The 13,011-nt window shown below is 71.9% G+C and carries 12 protein-coding genes; 3 read left to right on the forward strand and 9 right to left on the reverse strand.

The features are described 5' to 3' along the window. Nucleotides 1-2: 2 nt before the first annotated feature. From zwf to pgl, 3 genes are read left to right on the forward strand one after another with little or no spacing between them, the layout of a single operon-like run. The gene (zwf, locus tag ACZ6Y7_RS20220; RefSeq protein WP_465759395.1) at nt 3-1,559 is read left to right on the forward strand and encodes a glucose-6-phosphate dehydrogenase; all 1,557 of its coding nucleotides are present in this window, start codon (nt 3-5) and stop codon (nt 1,557-1,559) included. Further along, entirely contained in the window at nt 1,556-2,644 is a 1,089-nt protein-coding gene (gene opcA / locus ACZ6Y7_RS20225; RefSeq protein ID WP_465759270.1) for a glucose-6-phosphate dehydrogenase assembly protein OpcA, read from the forward strand. Before zwf ends, opcA begins: the two co-directional genes overlap by 4 nt. Next, the gene (gene pgl, locus ACZ6Y7_RS20230; protein WP_465759271.1) at nt 2,641-3,429 is read left to right on the forward strand and encodes a 6-phosphogluconolactonase; all 789 of its coding nucleotides are present in this window, start codon (nt 2,641-2,643) and stop codon (nt 3,427-3,429) included. The genes opcA and pgl overlap by 4 nt, the downstream gene beginning before the upstream one ends. Before the next feature lie 83 nt (nt 3,430-3,512). Here pgl and ACZ6Y7_RS20235 read toward each other — a convergent pair whose 3' ends face one another. The 9 genes from ACZ6Y7_RS20235 to uvrC form a co-directional block, all read right to left on the reverse strand. Further along, entirely contained in the window at nt 3,513-3,800 is a 288-nt protein-coding gene (locus tag ACZ6Y7_RS20235; protein ID WP_402218850.1) for an RNA polymerase-binding protein RbpA, read from the reverse strand. Nucleotides 3,801-4,004: 204 nt separating this feature from the next. Further along, nucleotides 4,005-4,241: a preprotein translocase subunit SecG gene (secG, locus tag ACZ6Y7_RS20240; RefSeq protein ID WP_449801706.1), complete on the reverse strand. Its 237-nt coding sequence runs from the start codon at nt 4,239-4,241 to the stop codon at nt 4,005-4,007. An 87-nt stretch (nt 4,242-4,328) separates the two neighbouring features. Further along, entirely contained in the window at nt 4,329-5,114 is a 786-nt protein-coding gene (gene tpiA / locus ACZ6Y7_RS20245; protein ID WP_465759272.1) for a triose-phosphate isomerase, read from the reverse strand. 4 nt (nt 5,115-5,118) lie between these two features. Continuing rightward, complete coding sequence (locus tag ACZ6Y7_RS20250) at nt 5,119-6,330, reverse strand: phosphoglycerate kinase (protein ID WP_465759273.1); 1,212 nt, start codon at nt 6,328-6,330, stop codon at nt 5,119-5,121. 151 nt (nt 6,331-6,481) lie between these two features. Next, a complete protein-coding gene (gene gap, locus ACZ6Y7_RS20255) occupies nt 6,482-7,489 on the reverse strand; it encodes a type I glyceraldehyde-3-phosphate dehydrogenase (protein ID WP_465759274.1) in 1,008 nt (335 codons plus the stop codon). Between the two features lie 311 nt (nt 7,490-7,800). After that, nucleotides 7,801-8,781: a DNA-binding protein WhiA gene (whiA, locus tag ACZ6Y7_RS20260; RefSeq protein ID WP_350521392.1), complete on the reverse strand. Its 981-nt coding sequence runs from the start codon at nt 8,779-8,781 to the stop codon at nt 7,801-7,803. After that, a complete protein-coding gene (locus tag ACZ6Y7_RS20265) occupies nt 8,772-9,869 on the reverse strand; it encodes a gluconeogenesis factor YvcK family protein (RefSeq protein ID WP_465759275.1) in 1,098 nt (365 codons plus the stop codon). Before ACZ6Y7_RS20265 ends, whiA begins: the two co-directional genes overlap by 10 nt. Before the next feature lie 66 nt (nt 9,870-9,935). Further along, nucleotides 9,936-10,820 (reverse strand): RNase adapter RapZ, encoded by an 885-nt coding sequence (rapZ, locus tag ACZ6Y7_RS20270; protein WP_402218546.1) that lies wholly within the window; start codon nt 10,818-10,820, stop codon nt 9,936-9,938. 118 nt (nt 10,821-10,938) lie between these two features. Continuing rightward, nucleotides 10,939-12,981, reverse strand: coding sequence for an excinuclease ABC subunit UvrC (uvrC, locus tag ACZ6Y7_RS20275; protein ID WP_465759276.1), 2,043 nt, complete (start codon nt 12,979-12,981; stop codon nt 10,939-10,941). Nucleotides 12,982-13,011 lie beyond the last annotated feature (30 nt).

Raw genomic sequence — 13,011 nt, forward strand, 5'->3', positions numbered from 1 at the left:
AGTTGACGTCGGAATCGGACGCGGACGATCTCCCGCCCACCCCTGTCAACCCGCTTCGTGACCCCTCCGACCGACGGCTCCCGCGCATCGCGGGGCCGTCCGGTCTGGTCATCTTCGGGGTCACCGGCGACCTGTCCCGCAAGAAGCTGATGCCGGCCATCTACGACCTGGCCAACCGCGGTCTGCTTCCGCCGGGCTTCTCCCTCGTCGGCTTCGCCCGCCGCGAGTGGGACAACGAGGACTTCGCCCAGGAGGTCCACGACGCGGTCAAGGAGCACGCCCGGACCCCGTTCCGGGAGGAGGTCTGGCAGCAGCTCGCCAAGGGCATGCGCTTCGTCCACGGCACCTTCGACGACGACGAGGCCTTCGACAAGCTGCGCGAGACCATCGAGGAGCTGGACAAGGCCCAGGGCACCGGCGGCAACTTCGCCTTCTACCTGTCCGTGCCGCCGAAGTTCTTCCCGACGGTCGTCCAGCAGCTCAAGAAGCACGGCCTGGCCGACCCGCCGCAGGGCTCCTGGCGACGCGCGGTCATCGAGAAGCCCTTCGGCCACGACCTGGAGAGCGCGCAGGAGCTCAACAAGGTCGTCCACGAGGTCTTCCCGCGTGACGAGGTCTTCCGGATCGACCACTACCTGGGCAAGGAGACGGTCCAGAACATCCTGGCGCTGCGCTTCGCCAACCAGATGTTCGAGCCGATCTGGAACCGCTCGTACGTCGACCACGTGCAGATCACCATGGCCGAGGACATCGGCATCGGCGGCCGGGCCGGCTACTACGACGGCATCGGCTCGGCCCGTGACGTGATCCAGAACCACCTGCTCCAGCTGATGGCGCTCACCGCCATCGAGGAGCCGGCGTCCTTCCACCCGAAGGCGCTGGTCGCGGAGAAGCTCAAGGTGCTCAGCGCCGTCAAGCTGCCGGCGGACCTCGGGCGGCACACCGTGCGCGGCCAGTACGCCGCCGGCTGGCAGGGCGGCGAGGAGGTCGTCGGCTACCTGGACGAGGACGGCATCGACCCGGACTCCAAGACCGACACCTACGCCGCCATCAAGCTGGAGATCAACAACCGCCGCTGGGCGGGCGTCCCGTTCTACCTGCGCACCGGCAAGCGCCTGGGCCGCCGGGTCACCGAGATCGCGGTCGTCTTCCAGCGCGCGCCGTACCTGCCGTTCGACTCCTACGCGACCGAGGAGCTGGGGCAGAACGCCCTGGTCATCCGGGTCCAGCCGGACGAGGGCGTGACGGTGCGGTTCGGCTCCAAGGTGCCGGGCACCTCCTTCGAGGTCCGGGACGTCACGATGGACTTCGCCTACGGCGAGTCCTTCACCGAGTCCAGCCCGGAGGCGTACGAGCGGCTCATCCTCGACGTGCTGCTCGGCGACGCCAACCTGTTCCCGCGCCACCAGGAGGTCGAGCTCTCCTGGCAGATCCTCGACCCGATCGAGAAGTACTGGGACACCCACGGCAAGCCCGCCCAGTACGCGGCGGGGACCTGGGGCCCCGTCGAGGCGGACGAGATGCTCGCACGAGACGGCAGGAGCTGGCGCCGGCCATGAAGATCGACCTCACCAACACGACGTCCAGCAAGATCAACGCCGCGCTGATGGAGGCGCGCCGGGCCAGCGGCTCCACCGCCGCCGGCATGGTGCTCACCCTGGTGATCGTGACCGACGAGGGCAGCGCCTACGACGCCCTCAAGGCCGCCAACGAAGCCTCCCGCGAGCACCCGATGCGCACCCTCGCGGTGATCAAGCGCGCCGGGCGCTCACCGCGGGCCCGCGCCGAGACCCGGCTGGACGCCGAGGTCCTGGTCGGCACCGACGCCGGCTCCGGAGAAACGGTCATCCTGCGCATGCACGGCGAGCTCGCCGCGCACGCCCAGTCGGTCGTGCTGCCGCTGCTGCTGCCGGACGCCCCGGTCGTCGTCTGGTGGCCGGACAACGCGCCGCTGCACCCGGCGCAGGACCCGCTGGGCTCGCTCGCCCAGCGCCGGATCACCGACGCCGTCACCGCCGAGTCCCCGGTCGGCCAGCTCGCCCAGCGGGCGCAGAGCTACACCCCGGGCGACACCGACCTGGCCTGGACCCGGATCACCGGCTGGCGCTCGATGCTGGCCGCCGCGCTGGACCAGCGGCCGTCCACCATCGTCTCCGCGGTGGTCGAGGGCGAGTCCTACAACCCCAGCGTCGAGCTGCTCGGCCTGTGGCTGACCAACCGGCTGCACGTGCCGGTCGAGCGGGTCGTCACCGGCGGCCCCGGCATCACCGCGGTGCACCTGCGCACCAAGGACGGGGACGTCACCCTGGACCGCCCGGACGGCCTGATGGGCACGCTCTCCATGCCCGGCTCGCCGGACCGCCAGGTGGCGCTCAAGCGACGCGAGACCTCGGAGCTGATCGCCGAGGAGCTGCGCCGCCTGGACCCGGACGACATCTACGCGACGGCCGTGCGCACGCCCGTCGAGCGGCTGCACGAGCCGAGCAACGTGGAGACCGCGGAGGCCGAGCGGGTCGCGCAGGAGGTCGCCACGGCGGTCGCCGAGGCGGCCGTGGCCAACCCGGAGCGGGTCACCGCCGACGCCTCGGAGAAGAAGCCCGCCAAGAAGGCGGCCGGCAAGCGCACCTCCAAGGACGGCGCATGACCAACGCGACCCCGCAGCTGGTCGTCCACCGGGACAAGGAGCTGATGGCCCAGGCGGCCGCGGCCCGGCTGATCACCCGGATCGTGGACGCCCAGGCCGCCCGCGGCACCGCCTCGGTGGTGCTCACCGGCGGCCGCAACGGCAACGCCCTGCTGGCCGCGATCGCCGCCTCCCCGGCGCGCGACGCGGTCGACTGGGGCCGGCTGGACCTCTGGTGGGGCGACGAGCGCTTCGTGCCGGCCGCCGACCCGGACCGCAACGCCGTCCAGGCCCGCGCGGAGCTGCTGGACGCCGTTCCGCTCGACCCGGCGCGGGTGCACGAGATGCCCGCCTCGGACGGGGTGGACGGCTCGGACGTGGAGGCCGCCGCGGCCCGCTACGCCGAGTCGCTGGCGAAGGCGGCCGGCCCGGGCGACCGGATCGGCGTCCCCGCCTTCGACGTGCTGCTGCTCGGCGTCGGCCCGGACACCCACGTCGCCTCGCTCTTCCCCGAGCACCCGGGCGTGCGGGAGACCGAGCGGACCGTGGTCGGCGTGCGCGGGGCCCCCAAGCCCCCGCCGACCCGGATCTCGCTCACCCTCCCGGCCATCCGGGCCGCCCGCGAGGTCTGGCTGCTGGCCGCCGGCGAGGACAAGGCGGGCGCGGTCGCGCTGGCCCTGTCCGGCCCCGGCGAGCTCCAGGCGCCCGCCTCCGGCGCGTACGGCCGCAGCCGCACCCTGTGGCTGCTGGACCGCGCCGCCGCGGAGCGGATCCCCCCGCAGCTCTACCCGCCGGCCTCGGCGTAACGGGCACGCGCGGAAGGGGCGCCACCGTCGTGACGGTGGCGCCCCTTCTCGTGTCTCGTCGCTTCTCCGGCGCTCGGAATCCCTCAGATCTCCCCGCGGAGCTTCGCCAGTGCCTCGGCGAGGATCGCCTCGCCGTCGGCGTCGGTGCGCCGCTCGCGGACGTACGCGAGGTGGGTCTTGTACGGCTCGTTGCGCGAGGGGGCCGGCGGGTTGTGCTGGTCCTGGCCGGCCGGGAAGCCGCAGCGCGGGCAGTCCCAGGTGTCCGGGATCGCCGCGTCGGCGGCGAAGCTGGGCCGGGTCTCGTGCTTGTTGGCGCACCAGAAGGAGATCCGGTTGCGGGGGGCGGACTCGCCGCGCTCCGCCTCGCCCATCGGGCCGGCCCCAACCCTGCTGCCACGGATGGCATTGCCACTTGCCACGGTCTGACTCCCTGCGTACTGGTGCGCCGACCCGCCGCGGTGCGCGTCGGTGGCGAAAGTCGTCCTAGTGTAAGCAGGAGTTAAGCATCCGCCACCATCGCCTCCGCCCCGACCGTCCCAGGATAGGCGCTCGGGCGACGGGGCGTCAGGCTTGTGTCAGCTCTTGTACTTCAGCAGCAGGCTGAGCACGATGATGCACGCGAACCAGCCCAGGCCGACCACGATGGTGATGCGGTCCAGGTTGCGCTCGGCCACCGCCGAACCACCGCCGGTGGACATCGCGCCACCGCCGAACATGTCGGACAGGCCGCCGCCCTTCCCCTTGTGCAGCAGCACCAGCAGGATCATCAGCAGACTGAAGATGATCAGGGCAATCGAGAACCCGAGAACCACGACGGGACCAACTCTCTCGTATCTTCGGCGAAGGGGCCGGGCCGCGTACGGCGGTCCGGCCCCAAAGCCTACGTTGCTGCAGCGGCGTTAGCCTACTGCCTGCTCACGGTAGCGCACGATCTTGACGAACTCCTCGGCGTCCAGCGAGGCACCGCCGATCAGGCCGCCGTCGATGTCGGGCTTGGCCATCAGGCCGGCCGCGCTCGACGACTTGACCGAACCGCCGTACAGCACGCGGACCTTGTCTGCCAGCTCGGGGCTGTACAGCTCGGCGAGGCGGGCGCGGATCGCGGCGCAGACCTCCTGCGCGTCCTCCGGGGTCGCCACCTCGCCGGTGCCGATCGCCCAGACCGGCTCGTAGGCGACCACGATGGTCTCGGCCTGGTCGGCCGGGACGTCCGCGAGGGCGCCGTCCAGCTGGGCCAGGGTGTACTCGACGTGGGTGCCGGCCTTGCGGATCTCCAGCGGCTCGCCGATGCACAGGATCGGGGTGATCCCGGCCCGGTAGGCGGCCTTCACCTTGGCGTTGACGATCTCCTCGTTCTCGCCGTGGTACTGGCGGCGCTCCGAGTGGCCGATCACCGCGTAGGTGCACTGGAGCTTGGCCAGCATCGGGCCGGAGACCTCGCCGGTGTAGGCGCCGCCGTCGTGCTGCGAGATGTCCTGCGCGCCGTACTTGATCTTCAGCTTGTCGCCGAAGACCAGGGTCTGCACCGAGCGCAGGTCGGTGAACGGCACCAGGACGGCGACCTCGACGGCCTCGTAGTCCTTGTCGGCCAGCGCGAAGGCCAGCTTCTGGGTGTGCTGGATGGCCTCAAGGTGGTTGAGGTTCATCTTCCAGTTGCCCGCCATGAGCGGGAGACGGTCGGTCATGCTGTCAGCCTTCCAGGGCGGCGAGTCCGGGAAGGGTCTTGCCCTCCAGGTACTCGAGGCTCGCGCCACCGCCGGTCGAGATGTGTCCAAAGGCGTTCTCGTCGAAGCCCAGGATGCGGACGGCCGCGGCGGAGTCGCCGCCGCCGACCACGGTGAACGCGTCGCTGTCCAGCAGCCCCTGCGCGACGGCCTTGGTGCCGTTCGCGTAGTCCGGGTGCTCGAAGACGCCCATCGGGCCGTTCCAGAACACCGTGCCGGCGTCGGCCAGCTTGGCCGCGTACAGCTCGCGGGTCTTGGGGCCGATGTCCAGGCCCTCCTTGTCGGCCGGGATCGCGTCCGCGGCGACGACCTCATAGGTCGCCGGGGTCTTGCCCTTGAGGTCCGGGAACTCGGCGGAGACCAGGACGTCGACCGGCAGGACGAACTCGACACCCCGCTTCTCGGCCTCGGCCAGGTACTCCAGACAGACCGGGATCTGGTCGGCCTGCAGCAGCGAGATGCCGACCTCGTGGCCCTTGGCCTTGAGGAAGGTGTACGCCATGCCGCCGCCGATCAGGATCCGGTCGGCCTTCTTCAGCAGGTTGTCGATCACACCGAGCTTGTCGGAGACCTTGGCGCCGCCGAGCACCACCACGTACGGGCGCCGGACCTCGTCGGTGAGCTTCTTCAGGACGCCGACCTCGGTGGCGATCAGGTCGCCGGCGGCGTGCGGCAGCAGGCCGGGCAGGTCGTAGACCGAGGCGTGCTTGCGGTGCACGGCACCGAAGCCGTCACCGACGTACAGGTCGGCCAGCTCGGCGAGCTGCTCGGCGAAGGCCTTGCGCTCGGCGTCGTCCTTGCTGGTCTCGCCCGCGTTGAAGCGCAGGTTCTCCAGCAGCGCGACCTCGCCGTTCGCCAGCGCGGCGACGGCGGCCCGGGCGCTGTCACCGACGGTGTCGGTGGCGAAGGCGACGTCCTTGCCGAGGATCTCCCCGAGCCGCTTGGCCGCCGGGGCGAGCGAGAACTTCGGGTCCGGCTCGCCCTTGGGGCGGCCGAGGTGGGAGGCGACGACGACCTTCGCGCCGGCCGCGGCCAGCTTGGCGATGGTCGGGGCGACGGCGCGGATCCGGCCGTCGTCGGTGATCGTCTCGCCGTCCAGCGGCACGTTCAGGTCGGCGCGCACGAACACGCGCTTGCCCTCGACACCGGTTTCGATGAGCTCTTCGATGGTCTTCACGGGGATTCGGTTACTCCTGGGGAGATGGTCGATGCGCAGAGGCGGCACGGCGCAGGGGCCGCCTGAGAAGTCCTTGAGCGCGGAGCGAGGGCCCGGTCGGCAGGTGCGCCGTCCGGGCCCTCGCCCCTACATCACGTCAGCTCCCGCAAGGTCAGAGCTGTCCACCGACGAGGGTGACCAGGTCGACGACGCGGTTCGAGTAGCCCCACTCGTTGTCGTACCAGCCGAGCACCTTGACCTGGTTGCCCTGGACCATGGTGAGCTGGCTGTCGAAGATGCACGAGGCCGGGTCGTTGACGATGTCCGAGGAGACGATCGGGTCCTCGGTGTAGGCCAGGATGCCCTTGAGCGGGCCCTCCTGCGCGGCCTTCTGGAAGGCCGCGTTGACCTCGTCCTTGGTGACCTCGCGCTCCAGGGTGACGACCAGGTCCGTGATGGAGCCGGTCGGGACGGGGACGCGCAGCGAGGTGCCGTCCAGCTTGCCCTTCAGCTCGGGCAGGACCAGCGCGGTCGCCTTGGCGGCGCCCGTCGAGGTCGGGATGATGTTCTGGCTCGCCGCACGAGCACGGCGCAGGTCCTTGTGCGGGAAGTCCAGGGTGACCTGGTCGTTGGTGAACGCGTGGACGGTGGTCATCAGACCCTTGACGATGCCGAAGGCCTCGTTCAGCACCTTCGCCATCGGCGCCACGCAGTTGGTGGTGCAGGAGGCGTTGGAGATGACGTGGTGGTTGGCGGCGTCGTACTTCTCGTCGTTGACACCCAGGACGATGGTGACGTCCTCGTCGGTGGCGGGCGCCGAGATGATGACCTTCTTCGCACCGGCGGTGAGGTGCTTCTTCGCAGCCTCGGCCTTGGTGAAGATGCCGGTGGACTCGACGACGATGTCGGCGCCCAGGGCGGCCCACGGGAGGTTGGCCGGGTCACGCTCGGCGGTCACCTTGAAGGTGTGGCCGTCGACGGTGATGCTGTCCTCGGTGTGCGAGACCTCGCCCGGGAAGGTGCCCAGGGTGGTGTCGTACTTGAGCAGGTGAGCCAGGGTCTTCGTGTCGGTGAGGTCGTTGACACCGACGATCTCGATGTCCGCGCCCTGAGCCTTGACCGCGCGGAAGAAGTTGCGGCCGATGCGGCCGAAGCCGTTGATGCCTACCCGGATCGTCACGAACCGATCTCCTCGTTAGGTACGCCGGGCCGGAGCCCGACGGGGGTGAGATTTGGGAAGTCCCCGACCGCCTATGACCCTACCCCTCCGGGGCCTTTCGGGGCACATCGCGCCACCTCGTGAGACATGGCGTGGCGTGCCCGAAACCCCGTTTCCAGCCGTCCGCCCCTGGTTCGGCAGGCAGTTGGCCCCGAGGCCAGTGGTCTCTACCAATTCGGCTCCGCCGGCGCCTTCGGACGTCGTCCGGGAACGCCGACGGCCGGCGCCCGGGGAGCCGGGCGCCGGCCGTCTGGCGGTCACGGGCGGCGGCGTCAGTTCATCGCCATCTCGTCGGTCAGGCTGGCCTCGGTGCTCGGCAGGCCGAGCTCGGAGGCGCGCTTGTCGGCCATCGCGAGCAGCCGGCGGATCCGGCCGGCCACCGCGTCCTTGGTCAGCGGCGGGTCGGCGAGCGCGCCCAGCTCCTCCAGCGAGGCCTGCTTGTGCTGCATCCGCAGCTGGCCGGCCGCGGCCAGGTGCTCGGGGACCTCCTCGCCGAGGATCTCCAGCGCGCGGGCGACCCGGGCGCCGGCCGCCACCGCGGCGCGGGCCGAGCGGCGCAGGTTGGCGTCGTCGAAGTTGGCGAGCCGGTTGGCGGTGGCCCGCACCTCGCGGCGCATCCGGCGCTCCTCCCAGGCGAGCACCGACTCGTGCGCGCCGAGGCGGGTCAGCAGCGCGCCGATCGCGTCGCCGTCACGGATGACCACCCGGTCCACCCCGCGGACCTCGCGGGCCTTGGCCGGGATGCCGAGCCGGCGGGCCGCGCCGACCAGGGCCAGCGCCGCCTCGGAGCCGGGGCAGGTGATCTCCAGCGAGGAGGAGCGGCCCGGCTCGGTGAGCGAGCCGTGCGCCAGGAAGGCCCCGCGCCAGGCCGCCTCGGCGTCGCAGGTGGCACCGGAGACGACCGCCGGGGGCAGGCCCCGGATCGGGCGGCCCCGACCGTCGACGAGGCCGGTCTGGCGCGCGAGCAGCTCGCCGTCCTTGACCACCCGGACGACGAAGCGGCTGCCGCGGCGCAGGCCGCCGGGGGCCATCACGACGAGGTCGGAGGAGTGCCCGAAGATCTCCAGCAGGTCCTTGCGCAGCCGCCGTGCCGCCGCTCCGGTGTCCAGCTCCGCCTCGATCACGATGCGGCCGCTCACGATGTGCAGTCCGCCCGCGAACCGCAGGATCGCCGACACCTCCGCCTTGCGGCAGCAGGCCCGGGTGACCGGGAGCCGGCTGATCTCGTCCTTCACCGCTGGAGTCATCGCCATGGCCCGATCCTTCCATGTGTCCGGAAAATCCGGTCGTACGCTGCCGCCAACAGCTCGGGGTCGTGTCGCGGCGTGCCGTCGGTGCGGGCCACCGAACCGAGCACCAGTGCGGCGCCCATCCGCTCGGCGGCCTTCTCCAGACCCGCGAGGTCGGCCTGGCCGAAGGCGCCGCCGGTGACGGCGCGCTCGTCCACCAGGATCGCATCCACCGCGAGCTCCGGAGCGTGGTCGGCGATGACCTCCAGGTGACGCTGCGGGGTGAAGCCCTCGGTCTCGCCGGGCTGGGGGGCCAGGTTCAGGGTGAGCAGCCGGCGGGCGCGGGTCTCGGTGAGCGCCTTGGCCAGCTCGGGCACCAGCAGGTGCGGCAGCACGCTGGTGAACCAGGAGCCGGGGCCGAGGACCACCCAGTCCGCCTCCCGGACGGCGGTGACCGCCTCCGGGACGGCCGGCGGCTCGTCCGGCAGCAGCCGGATCGACTGCACGGTGCCGGGGGTCGCCGCGACGTTCGCCTGGCCGCGGACCGCCGACACCTCGCCGGGGCGGGCCGGGTCGTGGCCGCGGACGGTCGCCTCGATGTCCAGCGGCACCGCCGACATCGGCAGCACCCGGCCCTGGACGTTGAGCAGCCGGCCGACCCAGTCCAGGGCCTCCACCGGGTCGCCCAGCTTCTCCCAGAGCGCGACGATCAGCAGGTTGCCGACGGCGTGGCCGCCGAGCTCGCCGTTGCCGGTGAAGCGCTGCTGGATCACCTCGGACCAGGTGCGGCCCCAGTCGTCGTCCCCGCACAGCGCGGCCAGCGCCTTGCGCAGGTCGCCCGGGGGCAGCACGCCGAGTTCGCTGCGCAGCCGTCCGCTGGAGCCGCCGTCGTCGGCGACGGTGACCACGGCGGTGAGGTCGCTGGTGAGCCGGCGCAGCGCGGACAGCGAGGCGGACAGGCCCTGGCCGCCGCCGAGCGCGGTGATCCGGGGGGCCGGGTTGGCCCGGGCGGGACTGCTGCGCGGACGGCTGGGCGCCGGGGGCCGGGCCGGGCTTCCGGCCCGGTCACCGGTCCTGCTCTGCGGTTGCCGCCCGGGCACGTATCCCGCCACACATCACCTCGCGTTCCTCGGCCCCGCCACCGGCTCCGCCGGCGGGCCCGGCTGCGCAGGCGGCGGTTACTCCCGTCCCATGTCACGGTGGACGAGCACCGTCTCGACTCCGTTGGCGATGAGACGCTTGGTCAGACGCTCGGACATGGCGACGCTACGGTGCTTGCCACCGGTGCAGCCTACGGCAAGCGTCATGTAACGCTTCCCCTCGCGCCGGTAGCCCTCGGTCACGATCCGGAGGAGCTCGGTGTAGCCGTCCAGGAACTCGTTGGCGCCGGGCTGCTGGAACACGTAGTCGGCGACGTCCGCGTCGGTGCCGGTGCGGGCCCGCAGCTCGGGCACCCAGTGCGGGTTGGGCAGGAAGCGGCAGTCCACGACGAGGTCGGCGTCGACCGGCAGGCCGTACTTGAAGCCGAAGGACATCACGGTGGCGCGCAGCTCGGGCTCGTCGTGGTCGGCGAACTGGGCGTCCAGCTTGGCGCGCAGCTGGTGCACGTTGAGGTTGGAGGTGTCGATCACCAGGTCGGCCTCGCCGCGCAGGTCGCGCAGCAGGTCGCGTTCCTGGGCGATGCCGTCGACGATCCGGCCGTCGCCCTGCAGCGGGTGCGGGCGGCGCACGTTCTCGAAGCGGCGCACCAGCGCCTCGTCGGAGGAGTCCAGGAAGACCACCCGGAGGCGGACGCCGCGCTTCTCCAGCTCGTCGAGCGAGGTGAGCAGGTCGTCGAAGAACTGGCGGCCGCGGACGTCCACGACCACGCCGATCCGGGCGACGTTGCCCTGGGAGCGGGCGCCCAGGTCGACCATGGTCGGGATGAGGGCCGGCGGCAGGTTGTCCACCACGAACCAGCCCAGGTCCTCCAGGCACTTGGCGGCGGTGGAGCGGCCGGCTCCGGACATGCCGGAGATGATCACCAGCTCCGGCGCGTTCTCGGCCACGTCTGACACGGTCACTTCGGTTCCCCGCTCTCGGTCTTTCTACTGGGGAGAACGCGCGCGGCCCGGCCGCCCTTCCCCGGCCCGGGCAGGCGGGCGGGGCCGGGGCACACCGGCTGACGGGCGGCGTCGGCCGTCATGGCGTCTCCTGGGATGGTGCGGTCTGGGGTGCTGCTGCCACCGGCTCGGTCCCGTCCTCGATGATCTCGCCGGTCGCGGTGTTGACCGCGGGTCCGGCGGGTGTACGGGACGACAACGCCGCCGCAACAGTCTCCGCGGTGCGGCGTCCGATGCCGGGTACCGCGCAGAGCTCGTCCACGGTGGCGGCCCGGAGCTTCTTCAGCGAGCCGAAGTGCTTGAGCAGCGCCTGGCGGCGAGTCTCGCCGAGCCCCGGGACGGAGTCCAGTTCTCCGGCGGTGAGTCGCTTGGAACGCTTGGCGCGCTGGTAGCCGATCGCGAAGCGGTGCGCCTCGTCGCGCACGCGCTGGAGCAGGTAGAGGCCCTCGCTGGAGCGGGGCAGCACCACCGGGTCGTCCTCGCCGGGCAGCCAGACCTCCTCCAGCCGCTTGGCCAGGCCGCACAGCGCGACGTCGTCGATGCCGAGTTCGTCCAGGGCGCGCTTGGCGGCGGCGACCTGGGGCGCACCGCCGTCGACCACCAGCAGCTGGGGCGGGTAGGCGAAGCGCTTGGGGCGGCCGTCCTCGGTGCGCGGGCCGTCGGCCGGGCGCGCGCCGTCCTCGGGCTGGTCGTCCTCGGCCTCGGGGACGGCCCACTCGCCGGTCTGCTCGCGCTCCTGGAGGTAGCGGCGGAAGCGCCGGCTGATCACCTCGTGCATCGAGCGGACGTCGTCCTGGCCCTCGAAGCCCTTGATCTGGAAGCGCCGGTACTCGCTCTTGCGGGCCAGGCCGTCCTCGAAGACGACCATGGAGGCGACCACGTCCTCGCCCTGGAGGTGGGAGATGTCGTAGCACTCGATGCGCAGCGGGACGGAGTCCAGCTCCAGCGCGTCGGCGATCTCCTGCAGGGCGCGGCTGCGGGTGGTGAGGTCGGAGGCGCGCTTGGTCTTGTGCAGCGCGAGCGCCTGCAGGGCGTTGCGCTGCACGGTGGCCATCAGGTCCTTCTTGTCGCCGCGCTGCGGCACGCGCAGGTCGACCTGGCTGCCGCGCAGGCCGCCCAGCCACTCCCGCACCGGCTCGACCGGGTCGGGCAGGGCGGGGACGAGCACCTCGCGCGGGACGGACTCGCCGCCGCCGTAGAGCTGTTGGAGGGCGTGCTCGACCAGGCCGGCGGTGTCGACGTCCTCGACCTTGTCGGTGACCCAGCCGCGCTGGCCGCGCACCCGGCCGCCGCGGACGTGGAAGATCTGCACGGCGGCTTCGAGTTCGTCCTCGGCGACGGCCAGCAGGTCGGCGTCGGTGGCGTCCGCGAGCACGATGGCGTTCTTCTCCATCGCGCGCTTGAGGGCGCCGATGTCGTCGCGCAGCCGGGCCGCCTTCTCGTACTCCAGCTCGGCCGCGGCCTCCTGCATCTGGTCTTCCAGCCGGCGCAGGTAGTTGCCGGTGCGTCCGGCCATGAAGTCGCAGAAGTCCTCGGCCAGCTCCCGGTGTTCGTCCGCCGAGACCTTGCCGACGCAGGGCGCGGCGCACTTGCCGATGTAGCCGAGCAGGCAGGGCCGGCCGACCTGCCGGGCGCGCTTGAAGACGCCGTTGGAGCAGGTGCGCACGGGGAAGACGCGCAGCAGCAGGTCGACCGTCTCGCGGATCGCCCAGGCGTGCCCGTACGGGCCGAAGTAGCGCACGCCCTTCTTGTGCGCCCCCCGCATCACCTGGACCCGCGGGTACTCCTCGTTGAGGGTGACGGCGAGTTCCGGATAGCTCTTGTCGTCCCGGTACTTGACGTTGAACCGCGGGTCGTACTCCTTGATCCAGGAGTACTCCAGCTGGAGCGCCTCGACCTCGGTGGCGACCACGGTCCACTCCACCGAGGCGGCGGTGGTGACCATGGTCGCGGTGCGCGGGTGCAGCCCGGCGAGGTCCTGGAAGTAGGACGACAGGCGCGGCCGCAGGCTCTTGGCCTTGCCGACGTAGATGACCCGGCCGTGGGCGTCACGGAACTTGTAGACGCCCGGGGAGATCGGGATCGCGCCGGGCGCCGGGCGGTAGGTGCTCGGGTCAGCCATGGGTCCACCGTACCGACAGGGGGCGGGGGT

The organism is Kitasatospora sp. NPDC053308, from assembly GCF_055585785.1.